Origin of the sequence: Agrobacterium sp. T29 (assembly GCF_006970545.1) — a bacterium.
Classification (GTDB): Bacteria; Pseudomonadota; Alphaproteobacteria; order Rhizobiales; family Rhizobiaceae; genus Agrobacterium; species Agrobacterium leguminum.
Genome location: NZ_CP040641.1, coordinates 1186659 through 1206033, shown reverse-complemented (window position 1 = coordinate 1206033; position 19375 = coordinate 1186659). Strand labels below are relative to the sequence as shown.

Genomic DNA, 19375 nt, shown 5'->3' with positions numbered 1-19375 from the left:
GGCGATCCTGCCGGTGCGGCGCGGTTGAAAGCTTATTTCTTGGCCGGGTTGGGGCCGATGCGCTTGCCGTGCTTGACGCGCTCTTCGCCGCCATGGACATGGGTGACGGCATAGTCGATGCCCATGCCGTAGGCGCCGGAATGTTCCTTCACCAGCGAGGTGACGGCGTCATAGGTTTCCTTGCGTGCCCAGTCGCGCTGCCATTCGAGCAGCACCTGCTGCCAGGTGACGGGAATGATGCCGGCCTGCACCATGCGGTCCATGGCATATTTGTGCGCATCGACAGAGGTGCCGCCGGAGGCGTCCGCCACCATGTAGATCTCGTAATCTGCGACATCGTGGAGCGCCGAGAGCGCAAAGGTGGTGTTGCACACTTCCGTCCACAGGCCGGAGACGACGATCTTCTTGCGGCCGGCCGCCGCATTCTTCGCCAGCGCATCGCGGACATTCTGGTCATCCCAGGAATTCATCGAGGTACGCTCGAGAATGTCGTTTTCCGGGAAAACCGCGAGCAGTTCCGGAAAGGTATTGCCAGAGAAGCTTTCCGTTTCAACCGTTGTGATGGTCGTCGGAATGTTGAAAATCTTTGCCGCCTTGGCGAGGCCAACGACATTGTTCTTCAGGGTTTGCCGGTCGATAGACTGCACACCGAAAGCCATCTGCGGCTGCTGGTCGATGAAGATGAGCTGGCTGTTGGCGGGGGTAAGGACTTCGAGCTTGGACATTTTCAGTTCTCCGTTCAGGTGGTGGTTGCCGATCTGCGGCGGTGGAAATCGAGAAGGCTTCGCCGGCCGGTTGCCCGGCAGGGGCAGCCGTCTTGAAAAGCGAGGATCTATCTTGGTCAGTGGATGCGGATCAGAGACCCGCTTTATGCTGCAAGCGGAGCGAGGTTCGCCTCGATCTGATTGCGGAAAGGCTCGTAGCGGTTCGGCAGCTTGAGCGCTTCGCCCAGATGCGCGGTATCCTCGTCACGGTCGAAACCGGGTTCATTGGTGGCGATCTCGAACAGGATGCCGCCCGGCGTGCGGAAATAGATCGCCCAGAAATAATCGCGGTCGATGACGGGGGTGACCTGATAACCCGTATCCATCAGCGCCTTGCGCACTTCCAGTTGCTTCTCGCGGTTTTCGACTGCGAAGGCGATATGGTGGACCGAGCCTGCTCCCGACCGGGCAAAGGGTGTCTTGGGCAAGGCTGCAAGATCGATCGTATCTGCCCCGTTGCCGCCGGGAATGACGAAGCGCGTCACATTGCCTTCAACGTCAGTCCGCTCATAACCCATGAAACGCAGCAGTTCTTCGGTTGCGGCAGTGTCATGCAAATTAAAACGTGCGCCGGTGAAACCGCGTAGGGCGTTGTCTTCGGAAATTCCCTCGGCCAGCCAGGCAGCACGGGCGTCATCGCCTGTTTCGATCAGTGCAAGGCCATCGCCATCGGGACCGGTGAAGCGCAGGCGATTGGCGCCGAAGACCGTGTCAGCCTGAATGCCGGCGGCGCCTTTGGCAAGGAGACGCTCTTTCCAGAAACCCAGCGAACCCTTCGGGATGGAAAACTGGGTCTCACCCACTTCGCCGACGCCGGGACGGCCGGCCATCATGTTGGCGAAGGGAAAATAGGTCATGACCGTGCCGGGCGTTCCCTTTTCGTCGCCGTAATAAAGGTGATAGACGCTGGGTTCATCGAAGTTGACGGTCTTCTTCACCCGGCGCAGGCCGAGCGTATCGGTGAAGAAACTGTTGTTCTGCCGCGCATCCGACGCCATGGAGGTGACGTGGTGCAGGCCCTTGATATCCTTGATCATCGTCGGCGCCTTTCGTCTTTGGTGTGTCCGTTTCGATGGACAAAGATGTAACCCGCTTGATTGCATCGCGGAATTGCAATATTTTTCTCGAATGAATTGCGATTTTTGAAATAATGGCGATGAACGATCATAAAGCTCTCAAAACCTTTCTGATGGCGGCCGAAAAGCGCAACTTCGCGCAGGTCGCCCGCGAACTGGGCATGACGGCGGCTGCCGTCACCCGTGCGATTGCCGCGCTTGAAGATGATCTCGGTGTGCAATTGTTTGTCCGCACCACCCGCCAGGTGTCGTTGACGACCGACGGCGCCGTCTTCGCCGCACAGATCCAGCCGGCGGTCGAGGCGCTGGAGAATGCCCGGCGCGATGTCCGCAACGCCCATAAGGCCGATGAAGGGCGTCTGAGGATCAGCGCGCCGACATGGCTCGGCAAGACGGTGCTGCCGCCGATCCTGTCCGGCTTCCGGGAACTCTATCCGAAAATGTGCTTCGAGATTTCGCTCTCGGACGGCCTGATCAATATCGTGGATGACGACTACGATCTGGCGATCCGCATTTCGTCTGCCCCATCGGACAAATTCACCATCTGGCGCAAGATCAGGGCCGTGCCAAGAATATTGGTGGCGGCCCCGGGCAGCCGGTTTACGCAGATGGGACATCCGAGCGAACTGACCCCTGACGATTGCCTTGCCTATAGCGGTGAAAGCCGGCGGGAGAACTGGGTCCTGTCGGACGGCGGATCGAGCATCGCCATCTCGGCCGGCCGCGCATTCAGCGCCAATAGCGGTGAGGTTCTGGCCGATATGGCGGCGGAAGGCGCCGGTGTGGCCATGCTGCCGGGATTTCACATCGCCGAACATATTCGCAGCGGCCGGCTCGTTCATGTCCTGCCCGGCTGGGCGCCGCCCGAACTCTGGCTGACACTCTATTATCCGCCGTATCAGGCGCTGCCGCCCCGCATCGCGACGTTCTCGAAATTCTTCGAAGAGCAGTTGCCGGCACATATGGTAATGCTGGACTAGGCCCGCGCCACGCTTTCTCCGGCATGGGGCGGTCACAAATTCACGCACCGCCACGGCCCGCGCACCAAGATCGGGATTGTTCCTTCACGGCACCGGATGGATGGTCGATGACGGGAACGACCCGTCGCTTTCGATATCCGATTTCTTGAATGGCGTCGCCGAATCATCGCGAGACCCGTGCCTGTCCGTCCGAAGCATTGCCGTGGCCCGGAAACCGGAAATAACAGCTTCCGCTTCGAAAAAACCAACTACACGGCGCCCGAAATAAAGGCGACAAAGCAAAGCATTGTCCGATTCTGGCAGCCGTTACATAGGTGGGTCAGCTCCCGGCAAGCATCGCAGGACAGTTTTAGACGAAAATAACGATCAAACCCTTGCGCTCTCGCCCCTCCAAACAGATACTACTTATCCGGGAGCGACCACGTCTGATTGCCCGCAGTGGAAGCTGATCGAATCGATAGTTAGCTTCGTAATTTTATACTCTATAAGACTCTAAGATACGCAAACATCAAGAATAAAATGCACCGCCTCCAAATATTAACTAGGCTTTAAATGTTGGCCTGATATGACACGCACGTCGCGAAAATCTTAAGCGGCAGAAATTATTAAGCGGCATTCGCACAAGCTAGCGTGGAAAATCCGGGCCCCCTTCTCCGGCTCGAATTGCATGATGCGTTTCCAGCGCAGGTTCACATGAGCCATGTTCTCCACAATTTCGCTTTATTTGCGGATGTCGGACCGCTGTCATCACGGGCAGTGTCTGGCAGCAGATAGGCGTGACCAGTCGCCATCCGGTAAAGGACACGTTCATGACTTCGATTCTCTCCTCACTGTCTGCTGTGCAGATTTCCAAGCTTTCCACCTCCACGATCGCCAGCCTAACCTCGGAAGACGTGAATGCGCTGGACAGCACCAAGATCAAGGCCCTCTCGTCGTCTCAGATCGCTTCTTTGAGCACAGATAACCTTGCTCTTTTCAGCTCTGAAGATCTCCGGGCCATTTCGGTAAGCGCCTTCAAGGGCTTGACGCTGACCCAGATCGCAAAGCTGAGCTCGGCTCAGATCAGCGGTCTGTCGGCGTCTCAGGTTACGGCGCTTTATACCAGCCAGATCGACGCCCTCTCAACCGACCAGATCAAGGCTCTCAACTCGGCTCAGGTCGCCGGTCTCAGCTCCGCACAGGTTGCGACCCTGAACAGCAGCGAACTGGCGCTGTTCTCGACCGACGAAATCAAGGCCATCAGCGCCAACGCCATCGCCGGCCTGTCCGCAGCCGCGCTCGCTGCTCTCAGCACCGAAAACGCCGCCGCCCTGACAAAGTCTCAGATCGCCGCCCTGTCTTCGACGCAGCTTAACGCCCTGTCTTCCGATAGCCTTGCCACCTTCTCCGCCGACGAGATCAAGGCCATCAGCACCAAGCTCCTCGCCGGCCTCGACGTCAGCAAGCTGAGCACCGGCAACATCGCCGCCCTGAGCAGAACGCAGATTTCGGCGCTTTCTTCCGCACAGTTCGCAGCCCTGTCGACGGACCAGATCAAGGCCCTCAACTCCGATCAGGTCGCCGGTCTCAGCTCCGCTCAGGTCGCAACCCTGAACAGCAGCGAGCTGGCACTGTTCTCGACCGACGAAATCAAGGCCATCAGCGCCAATGCAGTCGCCGGCCTTTCCCTGGCTGGTCTCGGGACTGAAAACGCCGCCGCCCTGACCAAGACGCAGATCGCCGGCCTGTCTTCAACACAGCTCAACGCCCTGTCTTCCGAGAGCCTTGCCACTTTCTCCACCGATGAAATCAAGGCGATCAGCACCAAGGCCCTTGCCGGCCTCGACGTTACCAAGCTGAGCACCGGAAATATTGCCGCGCTGAGCAGAACACAGGCGGCGGCACTGTCCTCTGCACAGTTTGCAGCCCTGTCGACCGACCAGATCGCAGCCCTCAACTCCGATCAGGTCGCAGGCCTTAGCTCCGCACAGATCGCGACCCTCAGCAGCAGCGAACTGGCACTGTTCTCGACCGACGAGATCAAGGCGATCAGCGCTAACGGCATTGCCGGTCTTTCCGCCGCTGCACTCGCCGCTCTCAGCACCGAAAATGCCGCTGCACTGACCAAGACGCAGATCGCCGGCCTGTCTTCGACGCAGCTTAATGCCCTGACTTCCGATAGCCTTGCCACCTTCTCCACCGACGAGATCAAGGCCATCAGCGCCAGAGCCCTTGCCGGCCTCGACGCCAGCAAGCTGAGCACCGGCAACGTCGCCGCTCTCAGCAGAACGCAGGCCGCAGCACTGTCCTCGGCACAGTTCGCAGCCCTGTCGACCGACCAGATCAAGGCCCTCAACTCCGATCAGGTCGCCGGCCTCAGCTCCGCGCAGGTAGCGACCCTTAACAGCAGCGAGCTGGCACTGTTCTCGACCGACGAGATCAAGGCGATCAGCGCCAACGCCGTTGCTGGCCTTTCCGCAGCAGCGCTCGCTGCTCTCAGCACCGAAAATGCCGCTGCACTGACCAAGACGCAGATCGCTGGCCTGTCTTCGACACAGCTCAACGCCCTGACTTCCGATAGCCTTGCCACCTTCTCGACCGACGAGATCAAGGCGATCAGCACCAAGGCCCTTGCCGGCCTCGACGTCACCAAGCTGAGCACCGGCAACGTCGCTGCCCTCAGCAAAACGCAGATCACGGCACTGTCCTCGGCACAGTTCGCGGCCCTGTCGACCGACCAGATCGCAGCCCTCAACTCCGATCAGGTCTCCGGCCTCAGCTCCGCTCAGGTCGCAACCCTGAGCAGCGCCGAGCTGGCACTGTTCTCGACCGATGAGATCAAGGCCATCAGCGCCAATGCTGTCGCCGGCCTTACCCTGTCTGGTCTCGGCACCGAAAATGCCGCTGCACTGACCAAGACGCAGATCGCCGGCCTGTCTTCGACACAGCTGAACGCCCTGTCCTCCGACAGCCTTGCCACCTTCTCGACCGACGAGATCAAGGCGATCAGCACCAAGGCCCTCGCCGGCCTCGACGTCACCAAGCTGAGCACCGGCAACGTCGCGGCCCTCAGCAAAGCACAGACGGCAGCGCTCTCTTCGGCACAGTTCGCGGCCCTGTCGACCGATCAGATCAAGGCCCTCGGTTCGGAGCAGGTCTCCGGTCTCAGCTCCGCTCAGATTGCGACCCTGAGCAGCGCTGAACTGGCTCTGTTCTCGACCGATGAAATCAAGGCCATCAGCGCCACCGCCATCGCCGGTCTTACCCTGGCTGGTTTCGGCACTGAAAACGCCGCCGCTCTGACCAAGACGCAGATCGCCGGCCTGTCTTCGACGCAGCTTAACGCTCTGTCCTCCGACAGCCTTGCCACCTTCTCGACCGACGAGGTCAAGGCGATCAGCACCAAGGCTCTCGCCGGTATCGACGCCAGCAAGCTGAGCACCGGCAACGTCGCCGCCCTCAGCAAAGCACAGGCGGCAGCGCTCTCCTCGGCGCAGTTCGCAGCCCTGTCGACCGACCAGATCGCGGCCCTCAACTCCGATCAGGTCTCCGGCCTCAGCTCCGCGCAGATCGCGACCCTGAACAGCACTGAACTGGGCCTCTTCTCGACCGACGAGATCAAGGCCATCAGCGCCAATGCCATCGCAGGCCTTTCCACCGCTGCCATCGCTGGTCTCAGCAGCAGCCAGGCCGGTGCACTCTCAGCCCAGCAGCTGAGCACAATGAACGATGCACAGGTCGAGGCGGTCATCAAAGCCTACAGGGCAGTATAAGCCTTAAACGACCCGACGAAACCGACGACGCGGCTCAGGCCGCGTCGTAACATTTTAATTGCAGAATGCCCCAGAAGGACATTCAGTATCTGTCATGGCAAAAATATCCGTCATCATCCCGGCCTACAACATGGCCAGTCTTATCGGCGAGACACTCGACAGTGTTCTGCGCAATGAAACCGAGATGGATATCGTCGTCGTCGACGATGCCTCCACCGACAATACCTGCGACATCGTCGAGCAATACATCGCGCGGCACGCCAATATAAGGCTGATGCGCAGCGAGACGAACACCGGGCCGGGCGTTGCCCGCAACAGGGCGCTGGCGACCATCGATAGCGAATATTGCCTGTTTCACGATGCTGACGACCTCCTGCATGAAGGAGCCGTCGATACCGTTCTGCCCTTGATGGATGAGACGAATATCGATGTCGCCGCATTCAGATATAGCGTGCTGAGAACGGCCGATGGTCCTGCCGGAGAAATGGCGCCTATCGACAAGAACATCTGGGATAGCGTCCTCGGCAGCCGCGACAGCGCAATGATCGACCTCGACTCGACCGCGCAATTCCTGGTGACGATCAATTACCCATGGAACAAGATACTGCGGACATCTTTCATTCGCCGGACGAGCTGGCGCTTCTCCACGGCGCGGATCAACGAAGATATCCTGCCGCATTGGGCGGCCTATATGAATGCCGGACGGTTTCTGGCCATTAACAGCAGCCTGACAACACACCGCCTCGTCCCGGGGCGGGAGCAGCATACGAGCACGTTCGACGAGCGCCGGCTTGAGATGTTCGCGGCGCTGAGAGACATCGAGAAGCTTTTCCTGGACAATCCGATCTTCAGGGCAAAATATTACCCGATCTTCATCGTCTTCAAGGCGGGTTTGCTGGAATGGGCGGCCAAGCAGATGCGGCAGGACCTGCACGGTCTTTTCCGCGAATATGTCGCACATTCATATCAATACTTCACGGATGAAGACTTCGACAGTGTCTATCGGATCAACCCGTCAATCGCGCTGGCGAGCTACAGAATGAAATACTCCCATCGTTAGAGATGTGAGCGATCCTTACTGCGGCATGACAGCATCAATCTCCCGGAACCCGACGCCTGACCGGGAGGAAACTTCCCTCGACCACGTCATCGGCTGTTCTGAGCAAGCAACCCTGCTTCAAACACATCCAGCCACAGGCAAGTTACCTGGGATAGCTAAGGACGGCCCATCAACAGGCTGTTCTTATCTTCGACCCTTTGTCGCTTGCCGCAGGATGTCATGACCGCCAATCCCGTCTCACCTTCAAACGACGCCGCCGCTCCCAGCGCCCTTGATCTTGCGCGGAACCAGCGGATGAGTCTCATGGATCTGCTGAGCGTAACCGAGGCGCTCAGTGCTGCCGGTCAGCGAGGCGCGGCTGCGGAACTCTACAAGACCTGGGTTGCGTTCAACGACAACAATCCCGTCATTCATCTCGCCTATTTCAACTATGCCGTTGCGCTCAGCCAGCTTGGCGACCGCGCGGGCGCCGTCCAGGCGTTCCGCGCCTGTTTGAAGGCCAATCCGCAATTCGCTCCCGGTTACATCAATCTCGGTCGTGTCCTCGAAGATAGCGGGTTGATCGGCCAGGCCGTGGAACAGTGGTCGCATTATGCCGAAACGACGAAGCACCTCGACGCCGAAGCGATCGGGCATCGGCACATGGCCCTGCAGAACATCGGCCGGGTTCTCGAAGGCGCCGGCAAGCTCGAGGACGCTGAAACCGCCTTGCTACAGGCATTCGAGCTGCGTCCGGAATTGCCGGAGGCAGGCCAGCACTGGGTGTCGTTGCGGCAGCGCCAGTGCAAGTGGCCGGTGCTTGCACCCTCAAGCCATATCCCTGCGCGCAAAATGCTCGATGCGATGTCCTCGCTGACGCTGAGCTGTTATGCCGACGATCCGATGTTCCAGCTGGCCAAGGCATATCGCTACAGCAAAACGGTGGTCGGCACGCGGCCGGACCTCAGCCGTTTTCCGCGCAGGTCGCCGAAGCTGAAGTCCGGAACCGGTGAGCGGCTGCGCGTCGGTTACCTCTCGTCGGATCTTCGCGATCATGCCGTGGGCTTCGCTCTCTGTGAGGTTCTGGAATTGCATGACAAGGACAGCCTTGAGGTCTTCGCCTATTATTGCGGTAACGTCCGCAACACGGACAGCACGCAGGAGCGGATCAAGGCAGCGGTCCATTGCTGGCGGGATATCCACGGCCTGGACGATGCCGCTGCGGCCTCGCAGATCATCTCCGACGAAATCGATATTCTGATCGACGTGAACGGCTACACCAAGGACGCGCGCACGAAGATTTTCGCCTATCGCCCCGCGCCGGTCATCGTCAGTTTCTGCGGTTACCCCGGATCGATGGGAAGCCCGTTCCATCATTACCTGATTTCGGACGGTTACATGATCCCGCCGGAGAACGACATCTATTACTCCGAAAAGGTCCTGCGCATCGCCTGCGACCAGCCACTCGACCGCAAGCGGCCCATCGCCGCCCGGCCAAGCCGGGCCGAGGTCGGATTGCCGGAGGATGCGTTCGTCTATGCCAGCTTCAACGGCATGCAGAAGATTACCGAAAGCTGCTTTGCGCGATGGATGACGATCCTGTCGCAGACGCCGGGCAGCCTGTTATGGCTGCTGGCGGGCGATGAAGACGTCAATCAGCACCTGCAGGCCATCGCAGAAAAAAGCGGCGTCTCACCTGACCGGCTCGTCTTTGCGCCGAAGGTTCCGAACCCGCAGCATATCGCCCGTATCGGCGTTGCCGATCTGTTTCTGGACACCTTCCCCTATGGCGCGCACTCCACAGCCGCGGACGCCATAACATCCGGCCTGCCCGTCCTCACCATGTCCGGCAAGACATTTGCGGCACGCTTCTGCGGCAGCATCGTCACCGCAGCGGGTGTTCCGGAAATGATTTGCTCTTCGCCGGAAGACTATGTCGCCCGCGCCATCGGCTTCGAACGCGACAGGAAGAAGCTTCTGGAGGTCAGAGAATCGATCGCCCGGCAGCGGGATACCAGCGTATTGCGGGATATTCCCGCTCTGGCGCGCCGTCTGGAAGAGCTGTTCTGGCAAATGCAGGGCGAATGCGAACGCGGCGAGACGCCGGTGCCGGATCTTAGCAATCTCGATCTTTATTACGAGCTGGGCGCGGAAGCCGTTTTCGAGAACATAGAGTTCGAAGACGAGCAGAGCTATCGCAATCGCTATCTCAAGAAGCTCTCTCAATGGCACGACTATTCGCCAATTCCCTATGACAATCGCCTCTGGCGGAAACCGGATAACTGAGCACGGGATAGTCTCAACCGGCCGGGGCATGCGCTGCGCGGCACTTCTTCGATGCAAATCTCGACCGCCCGCCGGGCGACGTATGAACGGGACTGATTACCAATGTTCGCGGACGAAAGAATTGTGATTGTGGGCGCCGGGCTTTCCGGCGCGGTCATCGGCCGGGAGCTGGCGCTGGCAGGCCACAGGGTCGATATCATCGATGCCCGCGATCACATTGCCGGCAATTGCCACACCGAACGCGATGGTGAGACCGGCGTTATGGTGCATGTTTACGGTCCGCATATTTTCCACACCGACGACAAGGAAGTCTGGGACTATGTGAACGGCTTTCAGACATTCATGCCTTACAAGAACCGAGTCAAAACGACGAGCGGCGAGCGCGTCTATTCGCTGCCGGTCAATCTGCACACGATCAACCAGTTCTTCGGCAAGAATTTCCGGCCCGATGAAGCCAGAGCCTTCATCGAGGAAAAGGCCGACAAGTCGATTACCGATCCACAGACCTTCGAGGAGCAGGCGCTGCGCTTCGTCGGTCGCGATCTCTACGAGGCCTTCTTCAAGGGATACACCGAGAAACAATGGGGCTGCTCGCCGACGGAACTGCCGGCCTCGATCCTGAAACGCCTGCCCGTGCGCTTCAACTATGACGACAACTACTTCTTCCACAAATATCAGGGCATGCCGGAAACCGGTTATACGGACATGATCGAACGCATCCTCGATCATCCGAATATCAGCGTCAAACTTGGCACACATTTCCAGCGCGCCGAAGCGCCGGCCTCTGCACACGTCTTCTATTCCGGTCCGCTCGACGGCTATTTCGACTTCGAATTCGGCCGTCTGGCATATCGGACGCTCAACTTCGAACGCTTCACCTATGACGGCGACTACCAGGGTTGCGCGGTGATGAATTATGGCGACGCTTCGGTGCCCTTTACCCGCATCACCGAACACAAGCACTTTTCTCCGTGGGAAGACCATACCGGCTCCGTCTGCTACAGGGAGTTCTCCCATGAATGCGGCCCGCAGGACATTCCCTACTATCCCATCCGGCTGGTCGAGGACAAAGAACAGCTCGCCGAATATGTGGCGCGCGCCGAACGGGAAGCGTCGGTAACTTTTGTCGGGCGGCTCGGGACCTATCGTTATCTCGACATGGATGCGACCATTCGCGAGGCGCTCGACACCGCCCGCCTCTATCTCGCCCGGCGAGCGGAGGGCGCTCCCATGCCGGCATTTCTGCATTCGCCCGTCTGAGACAGGCCCGTCCGTTCTCTTCCATGAATGCAAGCAATTAACGCTCCGGCGGGCGAAGCGTAGCAACTTCAGGTTCAGGCAAGCCCGATTGCGTACTCAACATCTGAAAAATGGTGGACCTGAGTAACCGATGCCCCTCCGGGGGCTCGGGCGGAAAATCCACCTGTTGGGCCTGGACTTTAGGATTTTTCAGACATGACGTCGATCATTTCTTCCCTGAACGTCAATCAGATCAGATATCTTTCGACAGAGGCGGTCGCAGCCTGGACAACCGACGACGTGGCGTCGCTTTCCACAACGCAGATCAAAGCGCTCTCGTCGGCGCAGATCGCGGCACTGGATGTGGAGGATGTCAAAGTCCTCAACTCGCAACAGTTGAGCGCCATTTCGCAGGGCGCCATCGTTGGCCTGACGCTGGATCAGCTCAATATTCTCGATCAGTACGCCATCAAAAGCCTGAATTCGAGCCAGATTTCTGCGCTCACCACCACCCAGCTCCATGCCCTGACGACGGAACAGGCGGAGGCTTTGACCTCATCTCAGGTGCGCGCCCTCAATGCGACGCAAATTGCCGCCCTGAGCGCGGAAGATATAGCAACATTCTCAACCGCCGACATCGCCGCGATCACGAGCAAAGCCGTGCCGGGCTTGAGCACAGAGGTGATCGCAGGGCTGACCCCGGATCAGATCGCGGCCCTGAGCACAAGCGCCGTTGCGAGCCTGACGACCGACCAGATCGCGGTCCTGAACCCGGAACAGGCCGAAGCCCTGTCGCCGGCGCAGGTCAAAGTGCTGAGCTCGATGCAACTCGCTGCCCTCGGCACGGACGATATAGCGACATTCTCAACCGCCGACATCGCGGCGATTACCGTCAAGGCCATGCCGGGTCTCAGCACCGAGGCAATCGCAGCGTTTAGCCCGGATCGGATCGCCGCCCTCAGCGCAAGCACGATTGCCGGCCTGACGATCGACCAGATCGAAACCCTGAGCACCGCCCAGATCGCCGCATTGACGACGGCGCAGATTGCCGCACTCAAGACGACGCACATTGCCGCCTTAAGCACCAGCCAGGTCGAAGCCCTGTCGCCGGAACAGGTGAGGTCGCTGAGCGCGGCGCAATTCGTGGCCTTAAGCGCGGAGGACATCGCGACATTCTCAACCGCCGATATAGCGGAGATCACCGGCAAAGCCATGCCCCGTCTGGGCACGGAGACGATCAGCATGCTTACCAAAGAGCAGATCGCCGCATTGACCACGGCCCAGATGAACGCCCTCGGCGTAGCGCAGTTCCAGGCCTTGAGCGCTGCTCAGATCGAGGCCCTGTCAACCGCTCAGATTGCCGCTCTCAGCACCGGCGTGGTCGCAAACCTGATAGCCGACCAGATCGAAGCCTTCAGCACCCAGCAGGTCGAGGCCCTGTCCTCGGCACAGGTGAAGTTGCTGAGCTCGGTCCAGCTTGCCGCCCTGAGCGCCGAGGACATAGCAACATTCTCGACCGCCGATATCGCGGCGATCACCGGCAAAGCCATGTCCGGCCTGAGCGCGGATGCAATCGCGGCGCTGTCCACCGCTCAGATCGCCGCCCTGACCACCAGCGCCATTGCCGGCCTGACGGCCGATCAGATCGAAGTTCTGAGCGCCGAGCAGGTCGAGGCCCTGTCTCCGGCGCAGGTGAAGTCCCTGAGTTCAGCGCAGCTCGCAGCCCTGAGCATCGAGGATCTGGCGACATTCTCGACCGCCGATATCGCAGCGATCACGAATAAAGCCATGTCGGGCTTGAACACCGATGTTATCGCGGCCTTCACCACGGCTCAGATCGGCGCCCTCACCACCAGCGCCATTGCCGGCCTCACTTCCGATCAGATCGAAGCCCTGAGCGGCAATCAGGTCAGCCTTCTATCCACCGCGCAGATCAAGGCGTTGAGCTCGGTTCAGGTCGCCGCCCTGGGCAACGATGTGGCCGCCCTGTCCACCAGCCAAACGGCCATGTTGAGCACATCGGGCATCAAGGGCCTGACCAGCGATCAGGTTGCGGCCCTCAACATCGATCAGTTCGCGGCCCTGACCACGGCCCAGATCGCGGCTTTCGGCTCGGGACAGATTGCGGCATTGAGCACGGACAATGTAGCATCGCTTTCCGTGGCCCAGCTTGCGGCAATGAGCACCTCCGGCATCCTGGGACTTTCGACCGGCCAGATCGCCGCCCTCAGCACCGATCAGGTTTCCAGGCTGTCGACCAAGCAGATGGCGCGGTTGAGCGCGGCACAAATTGCCACCCTCGGCACAGACGACATAGCCGCTCTTTCGACAGCCCAGATCGCCTCCCTGAGCGCTGCGGGCATTACGGGACTAAGCGCGCAGCAGCTGGCGACCCTCACCACCAGCCAGGCCGAAGCCTTAACGAGCGCGCAGATCGTCAATCTCGGCTCCACACAGATTTCGCAGCTGGGGACAGACGATCTGGCGAAATTCACAACCAAGGACATCGCCGCGATCACTTCCAGCGCAATCGCAGGACTGTCGGCAGAAACCCTCGCTTCCCTGACGACATCCCAGATTGCCGCCCTGAATGTACAAAGCATCGGTGCATTGAGCACCGCACAGATCGCCGCCTTGAGTATCGCCCAGGTCGAAGCCTTGACCACCGCCCAGGTCGGCGCTCTCAGCTCGAAACAGATCGCCGCCTTGAGCGCGGATAACATTGCGACATTCTCGACCAAGGATATCGCCGCGATCAGTTCCAGTGCGATCGCTGGATTGTCGGCAGAGACCGTCGCCTCCCTGACGACAGCGCAGATTGCCGCCCTGAACGTGCAAAGCATCGGTGCGTTGAACACCGCGCAGATCGCCGCCCTCAGCACCGCGCAGGTCGAGGCCTTGACCAGCGCCCAGGTAAGCGCTCTCAGCTCGACACAGATAGCGGTCCTGAGCGCGGAGGATATGGCGACGTTCTCGACCAAGGACATTGCCGCCCTCAGTTCGAATGCCATCCCGGGCTTGTCCACCCAAACCATAGCGTCGCTGACGACAGCGCAGATCGCAGCGCTGAGTACGGCTGGCATTGGTGGGCTGAGCACCGGACAGGTCGCAGCACTGACAGGCGATCAGGTGGACGCCCTGACCAGTACCCAAATCGCGGCACTCACCTCAAAACAGGTTGCGGCCTTGAGCGTGGCTGACATCGCCTCGCTTTCAGCAGCCCAGATAGCCGCCCTCAGCACGGCGGGCATAACGGGCCTGACCACTGACCAGATCGCAGCCCTCGACACCGCGCAGGTCGAGGCTTTGACCGACACACAGGTCGGTGCTCTCAGCTCGAAACAGATTGCGGTCTTGGGTACGGACGACATGGCAACGTTCTCGACCAAGGACATTGCCGCGATCAGTTCAAATGCCATCCCGGGCTTGTCAACGGAGACCATAGCGTCGTTGACCACGGCCCAGGTCGCAGCCTTGAGCGCGGCTGGCGTTGGAGGGTTGAACACCGGGCAGGTCGCAGTCCTGACGAGCGATCAAGTCGACGCCCTGATCAGTATTCAGGTCGGCGCCCTCACCTCCAGACAGGTTGCCGCCCTCAGCGTGGCCAGCATCGCTTCGCTTTCGGCAACCCAGATAGCCGCTCTCAGCACGGCGGGCATAGCGGGCCTGACCACCGATCAGATCGCCGCTCTCAACACCGCTCAGGTCGAGGCCCTCACCAGTGCTCAGATCGGCGTCCTCAGCGCAAAACAGATTGCGGCCCTCAGCGCCGGTGGCCTTGATACATTCACCGCCGCCGAGCTAGCTGTCATCAGCTCGAGTGCAATCTCGGGCCTGTCGACAGCGGCAATCGCTTCGCTGACGACGGCGCAGATCGCCGCCCTCGGCGCGGCCGCAGTACCCGGCCTGACCACCGCCCAGATCGCGGCCCTCGGCACCGGTCAGGTGGATGCCCTCACCAGCGCCCAGATCGCCGCCCTCACCTCCAAGCAGGTTGCGGCTCTAAGCGTCGCCAGTATCGCCTCGCTCTCGGCAGCCCAGATAGCCGCCCTCAGCACGGCGGGCACGGCGGGCCTGACCACCGATCAGATCACGGCCCTCGACACCGTGCAGGTCGAGGCCCTGACCAGTGGTCAGATCGGCACTCTCAGTTCGAAACAGATCGCGGCCCTCAGCGCCGGCGATCTCGATACATTCACTGCCGCCGAGCTGGCTGCCATCAGTTCGAATGCGGTCTCGGGCCTGTCGACAGCGACGATCGCTTCGTTGACGACCGCTCAGATCGCCGCTCTGGGCGCGGCGGCAATACCGGGCCTGACCACGGATCAGATCGCGACTCTCGGCACCGGTCAGGTAAGCGCGCTGACCAATGCCCAGATCGGCGCCCTCACCTCCAAACAGGTTGCGGCCCTGAATACGGCCGACATCGCCTCCCTTTCCGTCAGCCAGATAGCGGCTCTGGACGCCAAGGCGATTGCAGGCCTTGGCAGCGCACAGACCGGCGCGTTGAGCATTGAACAGGTCCAGACATTATCCACCCGGCAGATAGCATCGCTGAATTCGGATGCGCTCAAGGGCCTGTCCGCGGAGATGCTGGAAACCTTCTCGACGGAGGAACTCGCGGCTATCGGCTCAAGCGCGATAAAGGGACTGTCCACGGACTTTATCGCCGCTCTTTCCACCGCCGAGGTTGCGGCCCTGAGCACGGCTGGCGTCGCCGGATTGACCAGCGATCAGATCAATGCCCTCGGCAAGGACCAGATCGAAGCACTCTCCACCAGCCAGATCGCCGCATTGAGTTCGGCCGGACTTGCGGGGTTGTCGGCGGATGATCTGGATACATTCTCCACCGGGGAACTCGCCGCCATCAGTTCGACGGCGATAAAGGGACTGTCCGCCACCGTCGTAGCCTCCCTGTCTTCTCAGGAAATCGCCGCTTTGACGACAGGCCAGGTGGCTTCGCTGAGCTACGGTCAGGTCGCGGCAATGGGGTCCGCGCAAATCGGAGCGCTGTCACTGTCACAGGTCAGCGTCCTCAACGCGCTGCAGGCAGCCGCGCTTGGCGGCGACGACCTGACGGCATTTTCCACCGAGCAGATCATCAGCCTGAGTTCGAGCGCGATCTCGGGATTGGGCACGGGCACGCTCGCTGCCCTGACGGCATCCCAGGCGGCGGCCTTCACGCCAGGCCAGGTCGCCGCCATGACATCGGCGCAGGTTACGGCCTTGAACAGCGCCAAGACCACCAACAGCTCTGTCCAGGATATCGCCTCCCTGATCTCAACCACCGACGAGACGGCTTCGACCCAGGATAGCGCGACCAGCACCTCAGTGCAGGCTTCGAGTGAAACGCAGGAGGCGTCTGACGTCGCTGCAACCATTTTGTCGTATCTGGACGTCTGACTTTAACCTGCGAATAGAGGGAAATAACCGGGCCGGGATAGCTGCCATCGCCTGATGGCAGCCGCCATTTCGCCGGCTCATCAACGCCGCATCAGTTTGCGTTCAGACCGGGGCCGGGCTGCTCGTCGCTGGCGCAAGGCTCCGTGCGATTTCTCCGGCAACGAAGATCGCGTGCTCGGTAACCTGGGGCAGGCCCATCAGCTCACCGAAGGTTCCGCGCGCCAGCGGACCGCCGATCAGCAGCGTTTCAATGGCCTGGCCGCGGCTGTCGATGGCGCGCGATCGCTCGTCGCAGTGGATGCCAAGCCCTGTCGGGCAAAAGGTCAGAAGACCCGCCTGCTCCAGACCGGAAAGAAAAGCCTGCGATTTCAGAATTCCACCATGGGCGGGACCGGTCGTCACGACGATTGCATCGACGTCGAGCCGCGCGATGTCCCTTTTGCCACGAAACCGCAGATCGACATGCAACGAACCGTCTTCGCCAGCCTTTGCGGACACAAGCGACCCGGCGACGATCTGTAGCTGGCCCGAAATTATGGCCTCATCCAGAAGTCTCTCCACCTGCGGCGCGATCCTGAACCGGTGCGCGTCCCAGAAGGGCCGCAGCCACCGCACCACCCTTCGCTTTTCGATCAGGGGAAGGTTCCGCCATATGTCGCGACCCTGCAGGCGAACGGCGTCCAGAACACCATGCCAGCTCGCACCGCCCGCTTGCGACACTCGCACAGCCTCTCGAATCCGCCGCAATAGTTCCGACGCGCTTTTGGACGGCGGATCGACAAAATCGCCGTAGGGTTCCTGCGGCAAGGCCGGATGGCCACGCGACCGCAAGCCGCGGCGTGACAGCGAAACGACCCGCGCATGATGGCCGCGCCGGTGGAGCGCGGCAAAGGCATCAGCCGCGGTCAATCCATTGCCGACGATCAGAATGCGGTCACCTGCGGCGATATTTTCCAGCGCGGCGTCCGCATTCAAGTCCGCCACCAGTTTCGGATGGCCGGCAAGCGGTTTCAACACCTGCGGAAGCGCCGGCGGCGGATGGCTTGTCGCAACCACCACGATGTCCGCGAAGTGGCTATCGCCGTCTGCGGTTTGCAACTCCCAGCCATCCGCATGGCGGGCCACATGTTCCACAGTGCTGCGCCTGTGCTCAACGATGCCCGCATCCAGCAGGGGCGCGATCTCGGCCGCGACATAGGCGCCGAAGACCCTGCGTTGCGGATAGGTCTGCCCATCGGGCAAAACCGCTGCCTCATCGCCCGCAAGCGCGTTCGACCTGTCGAGATAATCGAGGAAGTTATCCGGATCATCAGGATAAAGCGTCATGCGGCCGGCCGGCACGTTGATCCGGTTGGCCGGCTCCGGCGTGGAATAGGCAAGCCCCGCACCCAATCCCGCTCTCGGCTCGAACACGACGATCCGCACATTTTCGAACGCCCCAGCGGCTCGATGGAGATGAAGGGCAATCGCTGCCCCGCTAAATCCACCGCCTATGATGGCGACAATGGCATTCTTCCGGCTCACTGACATTTCAACTCACGCGATCTCGGCGGCACGCCCCGAATAACGTCCAATTTTAGCAGCCGGGACGAAAAATTCACAGCGATGCGCGTCAGGCCGCGCAGGTTCGAACGCATGCGTCCAGTCCGGTTCGGCTGCGGCACTTTCGGCGGATCAGCGGCAAAGGCCGCCGCTCCACCTTTTCTGCCTGCGTTATTCGGCTGCAATCGCCGCGCTTTCCTCGGCCTCTTCGAGTGCGCGCACCAGCGGAATGACGTGCTTGCCGAAATACTCGACCTCCTCCTGGAAATGCAGGAAACCGAGCAGGATGAGATCGGCGCCGGCGCGCTTCAGGCGCACGATCCTCTCCGCCACCTGTTGGGGAGTGCCGATGAGGTTTGAGCGGAAACCGTCATTGTACTGAACGAGATCCTCGAAGCTGGATTTCGCCCAGTTGCCCTCTCCTTCCGGGGAGGCCTTACCGGCATTCTTCACCTCATGACCAAAAGCGTTGACCGCTTCCGGATTGGCCTTCTCGATGATTTCGGCAAGCACTGCCTTTGCCTCCTCCTCCGTCTCACGCACGATGGCGAAGGCATTTACGCCGACCTTGACCGAATGATTGTTCTCAGCCGCCTTGGCACGGATGTCATCGACCTGCCTTGCGATCTCTTCCGGCGTGTTACCGTTGGTGAAGTACCAGTCGGAAACGCGAGCCGCCATATCGCGGGCTGCGCGCGAAGAACCGCCCTGAAAGATTTCAGGCTGCGGATCGATCGGCTTCGGCTTCAGGGAATAATTGTTGAAGCGATAGAAATCGCCGCGGAAGGTGAAGCTGTCTTCCGTCCAGATGCCGCGCAGTGCACGGATGAACTCCTCCGAGCGGCGATAGCGCTCGTCGTGGTCGAGCCACGGTTCGCCAATGGCATGGAACTCGCCGCGAAACCAGCCGCTGACAATGTTGACCGCAACGCGGCCATTGGTGAGGTGGTTAATCGTGGCGATCTGTTTTGCAGCGAGCGCCGGGTTCCACGGCCCCGGCAGAATGGCGGCAATGACCTTCAGCGTCTTTGTCGACTCCAGTAGGGAATGGCTGAAAGACACGGATTCATGCTGGAACTCGGCGCCGTAGCCAGCCGTGAATCGAATCTGGCTCAGCGCATAGTCAAAACCGCTCGCTTCCGCGATCTGCGCGAGCTTGCGGTTATAGTCGATGGTCCAGCTGGTGCGTTGCTCGATATTCGAGATGACGAGGCCACCGGAAACATTCGGAACCCAATAGGCGAATTTAACGGGCTCGGCTGTGCGTGCGGTCATGATAAATTCCTCTCTTGCA

General features: G+C 60.5%; 10 protein-coding genes. 6 read left to right on the top strand and 4 right to left on the bottom strand.

Going from position 1 to position 19375, the window contains the following annotated elements:
- Positions 1 to 32: 32 nt before the first annotated feature.
- Both FGF54_RS20525 and FGF54_RS20520 read right to left on the bottom strand, forming a co-directional pair.
- A complete protein-coding gene (locus FGF54_RS20525) occupies positions 33 to 725 on the bottom strand; it encodes a hydrolase (RefSeq protein WP_020811322.1) in 693 nt (230 codons plus the stop codon).
- A 143-nt stretch (positions 726 to 868) separates the two neighbouring features.
- Positions 869 to 1801, bottom strand: a complete 933-nt coding sequence (locus tag FGF54_RS20520; RefSeq protein ID WP_142780949.1) for a VOC family protein — start codon at positions 1799 to 1801, stop codon at positions 869 to 871.
- Positions 1802 to 1920: 119 nt separating this feature from the next.
- Between FGF54_RS20520 and FGF54_RS20515 the strand changes: the two genes are divergently transcribed.
- The 6 genes from FGF54_RS20515 to FGF54_RS20490 all read left to right on the top strand — a co-directional run bounded on the left by FGF54_RS20515 (position 1921) and on the right by FGF54_RS20490 (position 16539).
- A complete protein-coding gene (locus FGF54_RS20515; protein ID WP_142780948.1) occupies positions 1921 to 2820 on the top strand; it encodes a LysR family transcriptional regulator in 900 nt (299 codons plus the stop codon).
- Positions 2821 to 3629: 809 nt separating this feature from the next.
- Positions 3630 to 6572: an S-layer family protein gene (locus FGF54_RS20510; protein WP_142780947.1), complete on the top strand. Its 2943-nt coding sequence runs from the start codon at positions 3630 to 3632 to the stop codon at positions 6570 to 6572.
- A 94-nt stretch (positions 6573 to 6666) separates the two neighbouring features.
- Complete coding sequence (locus FGF54_RS20505) at positions 6667 to 7632, top strand: glycosyltransferase family 2 protein (protein WP_142780946.1); 966 nt, start codon at positions 6667 to 6669, stop codon at positions 7630 to 7632.
- A 303-nt stretch (positions 7633 to 7935) separates the two neighbouring features.
- Complete coding sequence (locus FGF54_RS20500; RefSeq protein ID WP_168208201.1) at positions 7936 to 9897, top strand: tetratricopeptide repeat protein; 1962 nt, start codon at positions 7936 to 7938, stop codon at positions 9895 to 9897.
- A gap of 102 nt (positions 9898 to 9999) precedes the next feature.
- Complete coding sequence (glf, locus tag FGF54_RS20495) at positions 10000 to 11157, top strand: UDP-galactopyranose mutase (protein WP_142780944.1); 1158 nt, start codon at positions 10000 to 10002, stop codon at positions 11155 to 11157.
- A 195-nt stretch (positions 11158 to 11352) separates the two neighbouring features.
- Positions 11353 to 16539, top strand: a complete 5187-nt coding sequence (locus tag FGF54_RS20490; protein ID WP_142780943.1) for an S-layer family protein — start codon at positions 11353 to 11355, stop codon at positions 16537 to 16539.
- A 102-nt stretch (positions 16540 to 16641) separates the two neighbouring features.
- On the opposite strand, the gene FGF54_RS20485 is transcribed toward FGF54_RS20490, so the two are convergent.
- On the bottom strand, positions 16642 to 18069 hold the full coding sequence (locus FGF54_RS20485) for an FAD/NAD(P)-binding protein (protein ID WP_142780942.1): 1428 nt from the start codon (positions 18067 to 18069) through the stop codon (positions 16642 to 16644).
- Positions 18070 to 18252: 183 nt separating this feature from the next.
- On the bottom strand, positions 18253 to 19356 hold the full coding sequence (sfnG, locus tag FGF54_RS20480; RefSeq protein ID WP_142780941.1) for a dimethylsulfone monooxygenase SfnG: 1104 nt from the start codon (positions 19354 to 19356) through the stop codon (positions 18253 to 18255).
- Positions 19357 to 19375: the final 19 nt, after the last annotated feature.